The sequence below is a fragment of the Saonia flava genome (assembly GCF_011927795.1).
Taxonomy (GTDB): Bacteria; Bacteroidota; Bacteroidia; order Flavobacteriales; family Flavobacteriaceae; genus Saonia; species Saonia flava.
In genome coordinates this window covers 24,961-41,332 of the sequence record NZ_JAATJJ010000001.1, presented here as the reverse complement: position 1 = coordinate 41,332, position 16,372 = coordinate 24,961, and the positions used below count along the sequence as shown (strand labels likewise).

General features: G+C 33.9%; 17 protein-coding genes. 12 read left to right on the top strand and 5 right to left on the bottom strand.

Annotated elements, in window-relative coordinates; genetic code table 11:
• Position 1: 1 nt before the first annotated feature.
• On the bottom strand, positions 2 to 397 hold the full coding sequence (ytxJ, locus tag GGR42_RS00210; protein WP_167959366.1) for a bacillithiol system redox-active protein YtxJ: 396 nt from the start codon (positions 395 to 397) through the stop codon (positions 2 to 4).
• A gap of 166 nt (positions 398 to 563) precedes the next feature.
• Here ytxJ and clpB point away from each other — a divergent pair, with 166 nt between their 5' ends.
• The gene (gene clpB, locus GGR42_RS00205) at positions 564 to 3,164 is read left to right on the top strand and encodes an ATP-dependent chaperone ClpB (protein ID WP_167959365.1); all 2,601 of its coding nucleotides are present in this window, start codon (positions 564 to 566) and stop codon (positions 3,162 to 3,164) included.
• A 110-nt stretch (positions 3,165 to 3,274) separates the two neighbouring features.
• Positions 3,275 to 3,871 carry a TetR/AcrR family transcriptional regulator gene (locus GGR42_RS00200; protein ID WP_167959364.1) on the top strand — a complete coding sequence of 199 codons (597 nt, stop codon included), beginning with the start codon at positions 3,275 to 3,277 and terminating at the stop codon, positions 3,869 to 3,871.
• A gap of 7 nt (positions 3,872 to 3,878) precedes the next feature.
• Here the strand turns inward: GGR42_RS00200 and GGR42_RS00195 are convergent, their stop codons facing one another.
• Positions 3,879 to 5,474 (bottom strand): PorP/SprF family type IX secretion system membrane protein, encoded by a 1,596-nt coding sequence (locus tag GGR42_RS00195; protein WP_167959363.1) that lies wholly within the window; start codon positions 5,472 to 5,474, stop codon positions 3,879 to 3,881.
• 94 nt (positions 5,475 to 5,568) lie between these two features.
• Between GGR42_RS00195 and GGR42_RS00190 the strand changes: the two genes are divergently transcribed.
• Positions 5,569 to 6,096 carry a SixA phosphatase family protein gene (locus GGR42_RS00190; protein WP_167959362.1) on the top strand — a complete coding sequence of 176 codons (528 nt, stop codon included), beginning with the start codon at positions 5,569 to 5,571 and terminating at the stop codon, positions 6,094 to 6,096.
• On the opposite strand, the gene GGR42_RS00185 is transcribed toward GGR42_RS00190, so the two are convergent.
• Positions 6,089 to 6,841 carry a DUF6503 family protein gene (locus GGR42_RS00185; protein WP_167959361.1) on the bottom strand — a complete coding sequence of 251 codons (753 nt, stop codon included), beginning with the start codon at positions 6,839 to 6,841 and terminating at the stop codon, positions 6,089 to 6,091. The two genes, GGR42_RS00190 and GGR42_RS00185, sit on opposite strands and share 8 nt — an antisense overlap.
• Positions 6,842 to 6,954: 113 nt before the next feature.
• On the opposite strand from GGR42_RS00185, the gene smpB reads away from it, so the two are divergent.
• The gene (gene smpB, locus GGR42_RS00180; RefSeq protein WP_167959360.1) at positions 6,955 to 7,416 is read left to right on the top strand and encodes an SsrA-binding protein SmpB; all 462 of its coding nucleotides are present in this window, start codon (positions 6,955 to 6,957) and stop codon (positions 7,414 to 7,416) included.
• On the opposite strand, the gene GGR42_RS00175 is transcribed toward smpB, so the two are convergent.
• On the bottom strand, positions 7,413 to 8,054 hold the full coding sequence (locus tag GGR42_RS00175; protein ID WP_167959359.1) for a protein-L-isoaspartate(D-aspartate) O-methyltransferase: 642 nt from the start codon (positions 8,052 to 8,054) through the stop codon (positions 7,413 to 7,415). The genes smpB and GGR42_RS00175 overlap by 4 nt on opposite strands.
• 147 nt (positions 8,055 to 8,201) lie before the next feature.
• On the opposite strand from GGR42_RS00175, the gene GGR42_RS00170 reads away from it, so the two are divergent.
• Genes GGR42_RS00170 through GGR42_RS00135 form a run of 8 tightly spaced genes read left to right on the top strand, consistent with a single transcriptional unit; the run spans position 8,202 to position 15,575 of the window.
• On the top strand, positions 8,202 to 9,161 hold the full coding sequence (locus GGR42_RS00170) for a Gfo/Idh/MocA family protein (protein WP_167959358.1): 960 nt from the start codon (positions 8,202 to 8,204) through the stop codon (positions 9,159 to 9,161).
• 9 nt (positions 9,162 to 9,170) lie between these two features.
• Complete coding sequence (locus tag GGR42_RS00165) at positions 9,171 to 10,058, top strand: 3-hydroxyacyl-CoA dehydrogenase family protein (RefSeq protein WP_167959357.1); 888 nt, start codon at positions 9,171 to 9,173, stop codon at positions 10,056 to 10,058.
• Position 10,059: 1 nt separating this feature from the next.
• Positions 10,060 to 11,295, top strand: coding sequence for a DUF1015 domain-containing protein (locus GGR42_RS00160; protein ID WP_167959356.1), 1,236 nt, complete (start codon positions 10,060 to 10,062; stop codon positions 11,293 to 11,295).
• Position 11,296: 1 nt separating this feature from the next.
• Positions 11,297 to 11,956, top strand: a complete 660-nt coding sequence (locus tag GGR42_RS00155; RefSeq protein WP_167959355.1) for a YggS family pyridoxal phosphate-dependent enzyme — start codon at positions 11,297 to 11,299, stop codon at positions 11,954 to 11,956.
• A gap of 18 nt (positions 11,957 to 11,974) precedes the next feature.
• Positions 11,975 to 13,336, top strand: a complete 1,362-nt coding sequence (locus GGR42_RS00150) for an exonuclease domain-containing protein (RefSeq protein WP_167959354.1) — start codon at positions 11,975 to 11,977, stop codon at positions 13,334 to 13,336.
• Between the two features lie 10 nt (positions 13,337 to 13,346).
• The gene (locus GGR42_RS00145; RefSeq protein WP_167959263.1) at positions 13,347 to 14,180 is read left to right on the top strand and encodes an ion transporter; all 834 of its coding nucleotides are present in this window, start codon (positions 13,347 to 13,349) and stop codon (positions 14,178 to 14,180) included.
• Positions 14,180 to 15,091 carry a tRNA (adenosine(37)-N6)-dimethylallyltransferase MiaA gene (gene miaA, locus GGR42_RS00140; protein WP_167959252.1) on the top strand — a complete coding sequence of 304 codons (912 nt, stop codon included), beginning with the start codon at positions 14,180 to 14,182 and terminating at the stop codon, positions 15,089 to 15,091. Before GGR42_RS00145 ends, miaA begins: the two co-directional genes overlap by 1 nt.
• Positions 15,084 to 15,575 (top strand): gluconokinase, encoded by a 492-nt coding sequence (locus tag GGR42_RS00135; protein WP_167959250.1) that lies wholly within the window; start codon positions 15,084 to 15,086, stop codon positions 15,573 to 15,575. Before miaA ends, GGR42_RS00135 begins: the two co-directional genes overlap by 8 nt.
• Before the next feature lie 74 nt (positions 15,576 to 15,649).
• Here GGR42_RS00135 and GGR42_RS00130 read toward each other — a convergent pair whose 3' ends face one another.
• Entirely contained in the window at positions 15,650 to 16,369 is a 720-nt protein-coding gene (locus tag GGR42_RS00130; RefSeq protein WP_167959248.1) for a response regulator transcription factor, read from the bottom strand.
• Positions 16,370 to 16,372 lie beyond the last annotated feature (3 nt).

The following is a 16,372-nucleotide window of genomic DNA, read 5'->3' as shown; positions in this document are numbered from 1 at the left end:
TTTATATATAATCTTTAACCTTAATTTCCTCTATTGCTCCATGTGAAGCATGGGCTACCACTACTCCATTTTTAATGACCAATAACTGTGGGGATTGGTGAATCACCTGAAATTTATAGCCCGTTTCATTTGATACTTCTTGATACTGGTGCAAATCAAGATAATAGGCATCCACATTATTATCAGGAACCTCAAAGCTGTTGGTAAACAGCTTAAACACCATTCTACTAATACCACAAGTAGTAGAATGTTTAAATATAATTTGAAGTTTAGTATTAGATTTATCCGCAATTTCTTCAAGCTGATTTATGGAAACCAATGGAATCCATTTAATTTCTTTTTTTTCCTTTTGCACATCTGGATTCTTCTTTCCAAATAAACTATTTATCAATCCCATTTACTAATTTTATTGTTAAGTCGAGCAAACCACAAATACTTACACGATGTCAAAATGTCTCCTTTTTCTTAGTGAAATATGTCATTTTGTCGCATCCCTTTGCTTGGTAGGGTTGTTGACTATAACATTTCAAAAGTAAACAATAACAACAAAAAATATATCTATAATGAACTTAAATAATTTTACCACAAAATCGCAAGAGGCTATTCAGCAGGCACAGCAGATTGCCCAGGGCTTTGGACATCAACAGATAGAAAACGAGCACCTTTTTAAGGCCATCTCAGAAGTTGATGAAAATGTAATGCCTTTTATTCTGAAGAAACTAAATGTCAATGTTTCTTTAGTAAATCAAATCCTTGAAAAAGATTTAGAAAGTTTTCCCAAAGTTTCTGGAGGAGATATTATGCTTTCCAGGGAAGGTGGAAAAACATTGACTGAAGCCGGGATTATTGCAAAAAAAATGGAAGATGAATTTGTTTCCATTGAACATTTACTTTTGGCCATATTTAAGTCTAAAAGCAAAATTTCACAAATTTTAAAAGACCAAGGCGTAACAGAAAAACATTTACAGGCTGCAATTGATGAGCTAAGAAAAGGCGGCAAAGTGACTTCCCAAAGTGCGGAAGATACGTACAACTCCTTAAATAAATATGCGAAAAATCTAAATGAGCTTGCTGATAGCGGCAAACTCGACCCTGTAATTGGTAGAGATGAAGAAATACGTCGTATTCTTCAAATACTATCTAGAAGAACAAAAAACAACCCTATGTTGGTTGGTGAACCTGGGGTAGGTAAAACCGCAATAGCGGAAGGATTGGCACATAGAATTGTACAAGGCGATATTCCAGAAAATTTAAAGGATAAAATAATCTATTCCTTAGATATGGGGGCTTTAATTGCAGGAGCCAAGTATAAAGGTGAGTTTGAGGAAAGATTAAAAGCAGTAATAAAAGAGGTTACTTCTTCCGATGGAAACATTGTATTATTCATTGATGAAATCCATACTCTTGTTGGAGCTGGTGGTGGACAAGGAGCCATGGACGCTGCAAATATTCTAAAACCTGCATTGGCTAGAGGAGAACTTCGTGCCATTGGAGCAACTACTTTAGATGAATACCAAAAATATTTTGAAAAGGACAAAGCACTAGAAAGACGGTTTCAAAAAGTAATTGTAAACGAACCCGATACGGAAAGTGCAATTTCAATCCTTCGTGGTATAAAAGAAAAATATGAGGCCCACCACAAAGTTCAAATAAAAGATGAAGCGGTCATAGCTGCCGTGGAATTGTCACAACGTTATATTACGAATAGATTTTTGCCAGATAAAGCGATTGATCTTATGGATGAGGCGGCGTCCAAACTTAGGATGGAAATTAATTCCAAGCCCGAGGATTTAGATGTTCTTGATCGTAAAATTATGCAGTTGGAAATTGAGATTGAGGCCATTAAAAGAGAAAATGACCAAGCAAAACTGAAAATACTAAATGTTGATTTAGCTAACTTAAAAGAAGAGCGAAATGAAATTTTTGCCAAATGGGAAAGTGAAAAAACCGTAGTTGACAATATTCAAAAAACAAAACAAGATATTGAAAACTTTAAGTTGGAGGCCGAGCGTGCAGAGCGTAATGGGGACTATGGAAAAGTGGCTGAATTGCGTTATGGTAAAATAAAAGAAGCTAATGAACAGCTAGAGGTATTACAAAAAGAATTGGAAGCTCAGCAAGAAGCGGGAACTTTAATAAAAGAAGAAGTAACCAGTGAAGATATTGCAGAAGTGGTAGCCAAATGGACTGGTATACCTGTGCAAAAAATGCTTCAAAGTGAACGTGAGAAACTGTTAAAGCTAGAAAATGTTCTACATAAAAGGGTTGTAGGTCAAGAAGAGGCGATACAAGCTGTTTCCGATGCCATTCGCAGAAGTAGAGCAGGCCTTCAGGACGCCAAGAGACCAATTGGTTCCTTCTTATTCCTGGGAACCACTGGAGTTGGTAAAACAGAACTTGCTAAAACCCTAGCGTCCTATCTCTTTGATGATGAAAATGCCATGACAAGAATAGATATGAGCGAATACCAAGAACGCCATTCAGTTAGTAGACTGGTTGGGGCACCTCCTGGATATGTAGGTTATGATGAAGGAGGTCAATTGACCGAAGCTGTAAGGAGAAGGCCCTATTCGGTTGTTCTTTTAGATGAAATTGAAAAGGCTCACCCAGATACATTTAATATATTGTTACAAGTTTTGGATGAAGGAAGATTAACAGACAATAAAGGTCGTATTGCTGATTTTAAAAACACAATTATTATTATGACCAGTAATATGGGAAGTCATATTATCCAAGAGAAATTTGAAGACAATAAGGATATATATAGTGCAACAGAAGCTGCCAGAGTGGAAGTTCTTGGTTTATTGAAAAAAACAATTCGACCCGAATTTTTAAATAGGATAGACGACATTATTATGTTTACTCCATTAAATAGAGATAACATTAAGCAAATTGTTAAGCTTCAATTAGGGCAACTTAAAAAAATGCTTTCTAAGCAGCATATTACTGTTGATGCCACTGAAGAAGCAATTATTTATTTGGCCAATAAAGGTTATGACCCACAATATGGAGCAAGACCAATAAAAAGACTAATACAAAAAGAGGTTTTAAATAAATTGTCCAAGGAACTTCTAAGTGGGGAAGTAAAGGCCGAAAGTATAATTTTAATAGATGCTTTTGATGATAATTTAGTTTTTAGGAATCAAAATGAATTAGTAAAATAATATTCTAATTTATAACAAATAGGCATTCACTATAATGAATGCCTATTTTTAGTTAAAATATATACCATACAGTATATAGTTTTTTTATATTCGTAAAAAATAAAACCCAAATGACCTCCAAAGCCCAAAAAACTAAGGCTTATATTATTGAAACAGTAGCTCCCATTTTTAATAAATATGGGTATATGGGTACAAGCATGAGTGACCTGACCGATGCCACTGGCTTAACAAAAGGTGCTTTATATGGGAATTTTGAAAATAAAGAGGCCTTGGCCTTGTCAGCGTTTGAATACAATAGCAAGAAATTGCTTAAATCTATAGATGAGCGCTTAAATGTTGAAGGGTCAGCTTTGGAAAAGATTTTTTCCCTTACAAGATTTTTCAAAAACTATGATATTTTCACTAATGAATTAGGTGGTTGTCCCATCTTAAACGTTGGTGTAGATGCTCAAAACAATAACTCATTGTTAGCCGCAGCCACAAAAGAAACTATTAGGGAAATAGAAGGCAAAATTGCATTGGTTATAGAAAACGGTGTAAATAACAATGAACTAAAGTTACCGGTACCGCCACTACAATTCGCAAAACAACTTTACACCATGCTACAAGGTGCAGTTGCTATGTCAACAATGACAAAGGACAGAAAATACTTAATAAATACAGTGGCTTACTTAGATCTTTTGGTAACTAAGGAGATTAAAAAATAAACCTTATTTATTTTATTCTAAAAATCCAGGTACTATCTGGATATTTACCATTGTATTTACTCAATCTCGCTTTTTCAGCTTCTTCTATAGAATCATACCTTTCCAAATATACATAATTGTATTTGCTAACTGTACGATAAAAAGATTTTGGTTGCAGACCTTTACCCTCCAATGTCTTAATAAATTTCTCAAAATAAACTTTGGTTCTATAAACGTTGGCAATTAGATAGTACCCAGGAAGCTGATTGTTCTCGGATACAGCTTCTTCATAATGTGCTTTGGTTTTTGCTTTATTTTCCTCAAAAGTCGCAGTGTCATTTGCCTTAACCACTTCAGTCTGTGACAATCTAGCAGCTGCTATGGAATCATTTTGTTTCTCATTTAATACCTTTTGTTGGGCCACCTTATCCAACTGAGCCTGCTTAATACTATTCAAAGAATCTTGTTTCCTTAACTCTTGTTCTCTTAGCATTGCAATTCTATCCATTTCAGTTTTCTGTTTTGCAACTTCAGCCTCCCCTAGTTTTATAGTATTTATTGAATCTTTTCTCTTTTGCTCCAATTCTTTTTGCTGGGCAATTCTTGCGCCAACTTCTTTAACCTTCGTTATAGAGTCCTGTCTTTGTTGATCCTTTAAGTATTTTTCTTGTTCCAATATCTCTTTCTCATTAGAAACATCTTCCTTGTCTTCTAACTCAAAATCGACAACTTTTTTACTACTAATACTTTTTCCAAAACTAAATGCTGATACAATTTCAAAGCTAGGGTCCTTATCACCTATAGAGGAATCCGTACCGAATTCCACCAAAGCTCCTAGAGAAAAAAGCTTAAAAAGCTTAGCTCCACCTCCTATAGAAAATCCATAAAAACTATTATATCCAGTTTGAGCCCAAAATTTTGAAGTAGAAAACAAAGTGTTAAACCCAAATTGGGTGTCATAACCATGTATAGATTTTAAATAGATTAAAGGGGCAATATATGAAGTGGTGTCTCTAAAAACTTCTAAAGGGAAATTATAACTGGTATGAGCCATATACACTTTTTCTGATGTATTTGATTCTTCACTGGACAAGGAAATCAAATTTTCCGATGCAAATCCCACAGTGAACCCGTCAACGTTCAATCTAATTCCTGGAGCAACTTGCATAATAAAAGAATTTGCCTGGGCTAGCTGCGGCAATTGAATATTTGGGTCAGGTTGAAAAATATCATTTGCTAATTTCTGTTGAAACCCAAATATATTGGCTCCAATCGAAACACTTGTATTGCCACCCAAACTAATATCATACGCAAAATTCATAACTCCTCCTGTTTGTAGAAAAGTACCTGTATTGTGCTGAATAAAACCCGCTCCAACATTAGTATTATGTGATAAGCGTCCATTATATCCAACAAAAATTGAAGTAGGGTCACCATCAATAGTTTGCCACTGCCACCTACTCCATAATGCAATTGAATGTGCATTACTGCCATTTAGGGAAAATGTAGGATTGAATAAACTGGAATTATATTCAGTAAGATTATGTTGTCTATAATCAATTGGAAGCTCAATCCCTTGACTATAGGATGATATAATTATGTTAATAAATAAAAGTGTTGACAAAACTTTGACCATGTACAAAAAAACAAAAAACTGATAGCATTACATACTATTTTCTACTATATTTAGTTAAATTAATATATTGAACTAGTATAAAATGAAATCAGTTAAATTTCTTTTATTTTCACTTCTTTTTATTGTTTTTTTAAATTGTAAAGAAGATAAAGAACCTGTTTCAGCGGAAGAGCCAGTTGTTTCAACTTTTTACTTTATTAGACATGCTGAAAAAGATAGAAGCGATCCTGAAAATGAAGATCCTGAACTAAACCAGGATGGTTTGGGAAGGGCAATTCGTTGGGCAGAAGTTTTAGATGGAGTTGAATTGACAGCGATATATACAACCGACTACGAACGAACTTCCATGACAGCAGCTCCAGCGGCTGTTAAAAAAGATATTACAGTACAATACTATAATCCACAGGATATTGATATTGAACAATTTAAAATTGATAATTTGGGAGGTAATGTATTAGTTGTCGGCCACAGCAATACTACCCCCGAAATGGTAAATAAGGTAATTGGAACAGAGAAATATGAAGCCATGGACGATTATGATAATGGCAGCTTATTTATTGTAAGAATAATTGATGGTGTTCCCTCTGATATAAGATTACAAGTTAATTAACTAAGCTCACCTTTATATTTTCCAATTCTATTTTGGACAATAATTCCAAACTTCCTTTTTCAAAAGCTTCATCTATTTCATAAATTGACGTGTTTTTTTCTTTTGGTTTGTAATTGTTGTAGTCTACAAACCGTATGCCTTTCACATAACGCTCATTGTAAGCTTCTCTAAAACGAATTCCGCCACCATCTGAATGAAACTTATATGCCAAATAATCTGGCTTAAAAGTGTTTTTATTGAACCAGTAGATATAAACATCATCAAAGTCATCCCCTCCACCTTCTTGATCAAAAGTTATTTTTACTTTGTAATACTCTTTGTCTTTTAGACTTATTATTCCAAGAAGTTCTTTATTAACCGCCCCATCATTTAAACCATAAGGAAGTTTTGCAAAATAATGTACTGAATTCACGGAATTTGAATATGCTTTAGCAAGTGTGTCCGGAACAATAACTTTTTGGTCATTGACATAACGGCAAAACTCCTTAGGTTCTTTTACATCAACAACTAAAGAAGAGTCTTGCATAAATATTCTTTTTAGGATTGTCCTATTTCCCATCAATTCTGAATGATATTCTCTGTTGCGAAAATTGAAATAAATATTGCCCTTCCTATACAAATCTCCTCCACTTACCTCAATAGAAGCATCAACAATTTCCTGAGCTGTTTTGGTTAAAGGTTTTACCTCTTCCTTACATCCACTAAAAAACAATAAACCTAATAGTATATAACAAAATCTTTTCATCCTTTTTATTTAATCAGTTCGAAGAAACACAACACTCTTTACAAAGATACTAGGTAGAATTCAATCCTATTAAAATCTAAAACCACATATTTATTCTATTTTTGCCAAAGTCTATGCAAAAAAACATCAATATAAAGAATAAAAAAGCCAAGTTTGAATATGAACTATTGGACACATTCATTGCTGGTATAGTACTTTCCGGTACTGAAATTAAATCCATCCGTTTAGGGAAAGCTTCCATTTCTGAAAGCTTTTGTGAGTTTAATGAGAAGGGTGAATTATTTGTAATCAATATGCAAGTAGATGAATATATGCATGGTTCCCATTATAACCACAAGCCAAAGGCAGAACGCAAACTTTTATTGAACAGACAAGAGCTTAAAAAATTACAAAAAGAAGTCAACACATCTGGGAATACTATAGTCCCTTTAAACCTTTTTGTAAATGATAATGGGCTCGCAAAAGTGAAAATTGCATTGGCAAAAGGGAAAAAATTATATGATAAAAGGGAAACTATAAAAGATAGGGACAATAAAAGAGACCTAGACCGTATAAAAAAGAGCTTTAACAACTAATTTTTGTCCTCCAAAAGTGGTACAAATCTAAAAGACCCCAATTCTTTTTTCTCAAATTCCTTTCCTGACTTTCTAACAAATAGTGTCATTACTTGCTCATCAATACCAACTGGTATTACGAGCCTCCCCCCTACTTTTAATTGAGACATCAAGGCTTTGGGCACCTCTGGTGCACCAGCCGTTACAATAATTCCATCAAAAGGTGCTTCCTCCGGCAACCCTTTATACCCATCTCCAAAAATGATTTTCTTAGGACGGTAACCCATTTTTCCAAAAAAAAGTTTTGTTTTCTTAAACAGCTCCAATTGTCTTTCAATTGTATAGACTTTAGCTTTTAAATTTAACAAAACCGCTGTTTGGTAGCCGCTTCCCGTCCCAATTTCCAATATTTTATTATTGGGTTTTATTCGTAATAACTCCGTTTGGAAAGCTACTGTATACGGTTGGGATATGGTTTGGTCCGCTCCTATCGGAAAAGCTTTGTCTTGATAAGCGTGATCTTCAAAGCCACTGTCCAAAAACAAATGTCTAGGAATTTTTTTTATGGCCTTCAAAACATTTATATCTTTTATTCCCTTATCGGATAAAACTTCCGCAAGTTTATTCCGCATACCCTGATGCTTTAAAGTATCTTTCAATAGTTTGTTTTTGGTTTTGCTAAGTTAAAAAAACCAAACCTTTTTCTTGATTTAAGAAACAATTAAAATTGAGAATTATAATTTCTTTATTCTATATAATACATTGGGAAATGATTACATATTCCTATTTTTGAAAAAACATTTTTTATGCTCAAAGTCGGAGTTTTAGGTGCCGGACATTTAGGAAAAATTCATTTGCGTCTTCTTAATGAATCTAAAAAATATAATTTAATTGGTTTTTATGATTCAGATGAAATACATGGTAAAAAAGCCATGGATGAATTTGGCTATACCTATTATGACAATATCAATTCCTTGATTGATGATGTGGATGTTATAGATATTGTAACCCCCACTCTTTCGCATTTTGATTGTGCAAAAAAAGCTATTGAAAAAGGAAAGCATGTTTTTATAGAAAAGCCTATTACGAATACACTGGATGAGGCTGTATCACTCCTAGCTTTGGAAAAAAAATATGGGATTAAAGGGCAAGTTGGTCATGTAGAACGTTTTAACCCAGCATTCACAGCAGTAAAAGATGCTATTAAAAATCCAATGTTCATTGAAACACATAGACTAGCAGAATTCAATCCAAGAGGAACTGATGTCCCCGTGGTACTGGACTTAATGATTCACGATATTGATGCCATTTTAAGTGTGGTAAATTCGGAAGTTAAAACAATAAATGCGAGTGGTGTTTCAGTCATCAGTAAATCCCCCGATATTGCCAATGCAAGAATTGAGTTTGAAAATGGCTGTGTCGCCAACTTAACAGCAAGTAGAATTTCATTGAAAAATATGCGTAAGTCCCGATTTTTTCAACGAGATGCTTACATTTCGGTAGACTTTTTGGAGAAAAAAGTTGAAGTTGTGAAAATGCAAGATGCGCCTGAACAGCCTGGGGATTTTGATATGATTCTTCAAAACGCTGAAGGCGAGAAGAAACAAATTTATTTTGAAAACCCTGATATAGAGTCTAATAACGCAATATTGGATGAACTGGAAACTTTTGCAGATGCAATTAACAACAATACAGTTCCTGTTGTTTCTTTAGAGCAGGGAACCAAGGCCCTAAAAGTGGCATTACAAATTATTGAATCTTTTTAAAATCATTTAATGAAAACAGTTGCTGTATTGGGAGCGGGAACCATGGGAAATGGTATAGCCCATGTTTTTGCTCAATATAATTACAAAGTAAACCTTATTGATATTTCCCAAAGCTCTCTCGACAAGGCAATCGTTAACATCTCAAGGAATTTAGACAGAATGGTTGCTAAAGATGTAATTGATGAAGAAGAGAAAAAAGCAACTTTAGATAATATATCCACCCATTTGGATATAAAAGAAGGAGTGAAAAATGCTGATTTAGTTATTGAAGCAGCAACAGAAAATGCAAAAATTAAAAAGGCCATTTTTAAGGAATTGGGTATTATTTGTCATGAGGATACCATTCTTGCATCCAACACGTCCTCCATATCCATAACAGAATTGGCAAATGAAACCACCAGACCAGAAAATGTGATTGGTATGCATTTTATGAATCCTGTTCCTCTAATGAAATTGGTAGAGGTTATTAAAGGAAAAAAGACTTCCAAAGAAGTGGTGAAAATCATAATGAATCTTTCTAAAGAATTAAACAAAATCCCTGTAGAAGTAAATGATTTTCCTGGTTTTGTAGCAAACAGAATTCTTATGCCCATGATTAACGAAGCTATTGAAGCTTTACAAGATGGTGTTTCTGGTGTTAGCGAAATTGATACTGTAATGAAGTTAGGCATGGCACATCCCATGGGACCATTGCAGTTGGCTGATTTCATTGGATTGGATGTATGTCTATCTATACTGAATGTTATGTACAAAGGCTTTAAAAACCCAAAGTATATGCCATGCCCTTTGCTCGTAAAAATGGTAAACAAAGGGAAACTCGGTATTAAATCAGGAGAAGGGTTTTATGATTATTCCGTCTCAAAAAAGGCTGAAATAATATCATCCCAATTCAAATAAAATGGCCAATATTAAAGCATTTAAGGCGATAAGGCCTTCTCAGGATAAAGCTGCTTTGGTAGCATCGCGTTCATATCAAGCCTACACAAAAAAAGAGCGCAAAGGGATTCTTAGCCTCAATCCCTTTTCTTTTTTACACATAATCCATCCTGGGTATAAATTGAACAAAAAATTATCTGGCAATAAACGGTTTAAATTGGTCCATGAACGATATATGGAGTTTTTACGGGACAATATTCTCATGAAAGATGCCCAAGATAGTTTATATATATATCAAATTGAGAAAGAAGACTTTACCTGTTGTGGTATTTTTTGTGGAACCAGTGTAGAAGATTATAAAAATGATGTCATTAAAAAGCATGAGGCAACTATGCAGCCAAGGGAAGAACTATTTGCCAATTACCTGGAAACTGTTGGTTTTAATGCAGAGGCGGTTCTAATAACATATCCAGACAATGAACTAATTTCTGAAATTGTTTGTAATAAAAAAATGGAGGTGCCCAATTCTTTTTTTACCACTACCGATAAGATAAAGCATAAAGTCTGGAAAATTTCTGATAAAAATACCATATCGTTGATTCAGAAGGAATTCAAAAAAATGAACTCCATATATATCGCTGATGGCCACCATAGGAGTGCTTCATCCCATTTGTTTGCATCAAATTCCAAAGAAAAAAATCCAAATCATTCAGGAAATGAACCATATAATTTTTTTATGAGTTACTTAATTCCAGAATCAGAAATAAAAATATATGAATTCAATAGATTGGTGAAGGACCTTAATGGGTTGAGCAAAAAAGAGTTTCTTTCCAAACTTGATGTATATTATGAAGTAGAAAATCTTGGTTTTCCATTATATAAACCGAAAAGAAAACATCAATTTACTATGTACTTGGATGGTGAATTCTATTGCCTAAACCTTAAAAATAAAGTATATAACTTTACCGATGCTTTGAGCAAATTGGATACACAAATCCTCTTCAAAACTGTTTTGGACCCAATTTTGGCCATAAAAGATCTTAGAAATGATAAAAGAATTAAGTATGGCTATGGGAAAAACAATATAAAAAAAATGAAAAATGAAATTGATTGTGGAAAATTTAAAATCGGATTTAGCATGGTTCCCGTTACCATTAACGAAATTAAGGCAGTTGCAGATGCAGGGTTGGTGATGCCTCCCAAGAGCACCTACATAGAGCCAAAATTACGAAGTGGATTATTGATTTATGAATTGTAAAATGAATATTAAAGAAAACCTTTTATATATAAAAAACACCTTACCGGAACATGTTACTTTAGTGGCCGTTTCCAAAACAAAACCTGTGTTAGATATTCTAACAGCATATGATGCTGGACAACGTATTTTTGGTGAAAATAAAATACAGGAAATGACCCAAAAGTGGGAAAAACTGCCAAAGGACATACAATGGCATATGATTGGCCATGTTCAACGGAACAAGGTGAAATATATGGCAGAATATGTTTCGCTGATTCATGGTGTGGACAGTTTTAAGCTGCTGAAGGAAATAGATAAGCAAGCCAAAAAAAACAATCGCACTATTGATTGCCTTTTACAAATTCATATTGCCGAGGAGGACACCAAATTTGGTTTGGATGAAAATGAATTAAACGAAATTCTTCAATCTGAAGAATTTTTACAACTTAAGAACATCAGAATTGTTGGACTTATGGGAATGGCAACATTCACAGAAGATCAAAATCAAATTAAAAAAGAGTTTAGAAAACTACATTCCATCTTTTCAACAATCAAAAATTCAATCGCCAATATTACAATACTTTCCATGGGAATGAGTGGGGATTATCCACTTGCCATAAAAGAAGGTAGTACCATGGTTCGCATTGGAAGTAGTATTTTTGGTGCAAGAAACTACCATTAACTTCTTACCTTTAACTTAATGTATGTAATTTTAGATATTGAGACCACTGGGGGAAAGTATAATGAAGAAGGTATAACCGAAATTGCCATTCATAGATTTGACGGGCATAAAGTGGTGGACAAATTTATAAGTTTAGTAAATCCTGAAAAAGACATTCAGCCATTCGTGGTAAAGCTTACGGGCATTAATAATAAAATGCTGAGAACTGCTCCTAAGTTTCATGAAGTTGCCAAACGTATTATAGAAATAACCCAAGATGCCGTATTGGTTGCCCACAATGCTCAATTCGACTATAGAATTCTAAGAACTGAATACAGACGCTTGGGATACAATTTTGAAAGAAAGACGATTTGCACAGTTGACCTTTCCAAAAAATTGCTGCCAGATGCAGAATCTTATAGTTTGGGTAAATTGGTTCGTTCCCTAGGAATTCCTGTGAGCGACCGGCATAGGGCCAATGGAGATGCTTTGGCAACCATTAAATTGTTCAAACTGCTATTATCAAAAGATTCAAATAAATCTATTATAAAGGATGTGGTTAGGGATGAAACCTTAGGTGAACTTTCTCCCACGCAATTGGATATTGTTGAACAGTTACCATCGGAAGTTGGTGTTTATTATATGCACAATAAGGATGGTGATATTATTTTTTTGGGTAAGAGCAACAACATCAAAAAAAGAGTAAACCAGCATTTTACCAATGATGGAGAAAAGGCAAGAAAACTACAAAAAGAGACCAAAAAGGTGTCCTATGAAAAAACAGGGAATGAGCTTATTGCCCTCTTAAAAGAAAATGAAGAGTTGGCAAAGAACAGGCCAATTTATAATGTCTTAAGAAAAAACAAACTGTTTTCCCATGCAGTGTATGTAACAGAAAACAACAAGGGTTATTTTACATTTAATGTTAAAAAAAACATAGGTAAAAGAAATAGGGCCATGACCTTCAATGGGTTTCATTCTGCTAAAAATCATGTGTTTAAAATAAGTCAAGAATTTCATTTGTGTGATAAATTGAATGGTATTTCTGAAGCCAAAGGAAACTGTTCCAAGTATAATGAGGGAAAATGTCAAGGAGCCTGTATTGATAGAGAAAATGTTGAGGCTTATAACGAGCGGGTTAGCCAAGCCATAAACATGAATTGTCTACTTCAAAAAAGTTTGGTCATTGTTGACAAAGGCAGGGAACTGGGTGAAAGCAGTGCAATTTTAATAAAGAAGGGGCATTTTATGGGATTTGGTTTTGTCGACCTCAATTATCAAATAAATAATATTCATATCTTAGAATCGGTAATTACAAATATGAACGGAAATGAAAATACCAATCATATTATTGAATCTTATCTAAGAAAAAGAAAAGGGGTAAAAATATTGGAACTGTAAAATTTTAACATTGACAGATGTAACACCACATTCGGATTGGAAAAGAAAATTGCATGAGGTCATTTATGGCACTCATACCCCCGCAGGGAAGATTTTTGATATAGCATTGCTTGTATTGATCGTTTATAGCATTATAATTGTAATGTTAGAAAGTGTCCCCAGGTTCGATGTAAAATACCATTCTTTTTTAAACATTTCCGAATGGGTTGTCACCATTCTTTTTTCAATAGAATATATTTTAAGGATTATCTGTATAAATAAACCCCGAAAGTATATTTTCAGTTTTTTTGGAATAGTTGATTTTCTGTCCACTATTCCAAAATATTTAGCCCTTTTCTTTGTTGGGTCCCAATATTTAACTGCCTTTAGAGCACTAAGGTTACTACGGGTGTTTAGAATTCTAAAGCTTGCTAGATTTGTTGGTGAATCAAATAACTTAATAAAGGCATTAAGGGACAGCCGGGCAAAAATAATGGTCTTTGTCTTTTTTGTGTTGGTAGTTTCTGTATTACTAGGTACCTTAATGTATATTGTGGAAGGTCCTGAACATGGGTTTAATAGTATTCCACATAGTGTATATTGGACTATAGTGACGCTTACAACTGTTGGTTACGGTGACATATCTCCACAAACTTCTCTTGGTCAATCTATTGCTACTTTAATCATGATTATTGGTTACGGGATTATTGCGGTACCTACAGGAATTGTTTCTGCCCAGTACGCTTCCAAAAAAGAGGGCTCAAACAATGTTGATGGGCGTTCATGTCCCAATTGTGGTGCAGAAATTAAACGAGAAGATGCAGATTATTGCAGAAAATGTGGTCATAAATTAGAAGAAGATTAATGCCCAAAAAAGTACTTATTTCAATAATAGGCCCTACTGCCATAGGAAAAACCAAACTCGCTATAGAAATAGCCCAATACTATAAGACTGATATTATTTCAGCGGATTCAAGACAATTCTATAAGGAAATGAAAATTGGCACGGCTGTACCTACAAATGAAGAATTAGATAGTGCCCCTCACCATTTTATACAGCACAAAAGTATTTTAGAGCCCTATACTGTTGGGGATTTTGAAAAAGAAGCTATTTCTCTATTGGACAATCTTTTTAAAAAAAAAGATATTGTGGTGTTGGTAGGTGGTAGTGGTCTTTATGTTGATGCCATCACAAAAGGTTTTGACGAATTTCCAGACATCAATCCAGAAATACGTATTGAACTTAATAAACTGTTAGAAGAAAAAGGAATTGAAGTGTTACAAAAAAAATTAAAAAAACTAGATGAAAAATATTATACAGAAGTAGATATAGAAAATCCGCAGCGCTTAGTTAGAGCGTTGGAGGTGTCCATTGGTTCTGGGAAACCCTATTCATCATACCTTAAGAAAAAGAACATAAAAAGACCTTTCAAAACATTTACTATAGGAATTAACGCAGAAAGAGAGATTATCTATGAAAGAATTAATAAAAGAGTAGATGTTATGATGCAAGAAGGTTTGTTGGAAGAAGCCAAGTCTTTAGTTGAAAATAAAGAATTGAATGCCTTGCAGACAGTAGGATATAAGGAATTATTCAAATATTTTGATGGAGAATGGACTTTGGAACATGCCATATCAGAAATTAAAAAAAATACAAGGAGATTTGCAAAAAGACAAATGACGTGGTTTAGAAAAAATAAAGCTACAATATGGGTTCCTTATAACTATAAAATTCAAAATGCAATACAAGCAATTGAAGATCAATTAAATGAATAATACAAATAAAAACATTTTCTTTATCATGGGAGTTTCTGGGTGTGGAAAAACCACCATTGGAACATTACTTTCAAAAAAATTAGGATTCCCCTTTTACGATGGAGATGATTTTCATCCAGAAGTCAACGTAAGAAAAATGGCTGCTGGAAACCCCTTAGACGATGATGACCGGCAAGGTTGGCTAATACGATTAAATGAGTTGGCAATCAATCATCCCAAAGGAGGCATAATTGCATGTTCCTCCCTAAAGGAATCTTATCGAGAGTTATTATCCAAAACAATAGAAAAAAAAGTGGTTTGGATACATCTTCAAGGAACGTTTGAGGAAATATCCGCTCGGATGAAACAAAGAACTGGTCATTATATGCCAAGTTCCCTATTAAAGTCTCAATTTAATACTTTGGAAACACCAAACAATGCCATAACAATAAGTATTACCAAAACTCCAGAAGAAATGGTAGATGAAATACTACATCAACTATAATATGGAAAATACTGTCTATAAAAAAGAGCCGTATGCAAATTACATACGGCTCTTCAATATATTAGGGAGCATTTTTATTCTGCCACCTCATTATTTTTTACTACCAAACGGAAACCTTCTCCATGGATGTTCAATATTTCAACAATATCATCCTTCTTAAGATACTTTCGAAGTTTGGCAATATAAACATCCATACTACGGGAGGTAAAATAATTATCATCCCTCCATATTTTGGTAAGAGCCAATTCTCTGGGCATTAAATCGTTTTCATGCAATGCCAGTAAGCGCAACAATTCATTTTCCTTGGGAGAAAGTTTAATTGCTTCTTCGTCCTTATATTTTAAAAATCTTAGTTTAGAATTTAAACTAAAATTGCCAATGGTGAACTCAAACTGCTTACTATCCGCCAAAGAATTTGATGCTTTTCTTTGAATTATGGCCTTAAGCTTCATTAACAAAACTTCTGAATCAAAAGGTTTGTTCAAATAGTCATCTGCACCTGCCTTATATCCTTTTAAAACATCTTCTTTCATGGTTTTGGCGGTCAAGAAAATAATTGGAACATTCTCGTTCTTTTCCCTTATTTCTTTTGCCAAGGTAAAACCATCCTTATAAGGCATCATTACATCCAAAATACATACATCATAATTATCCTTCTTAAACTTTTCAAAACCTTCCATGCCATTCTTGGCCAGAACTACATCAAAATCGTTCATGGACAAATAGTCTTTTAGGACAATTCCAAAATTTGGATCATCTTCAACTAAAAGAATTTTTTTATTTATTGTTTCCATAAT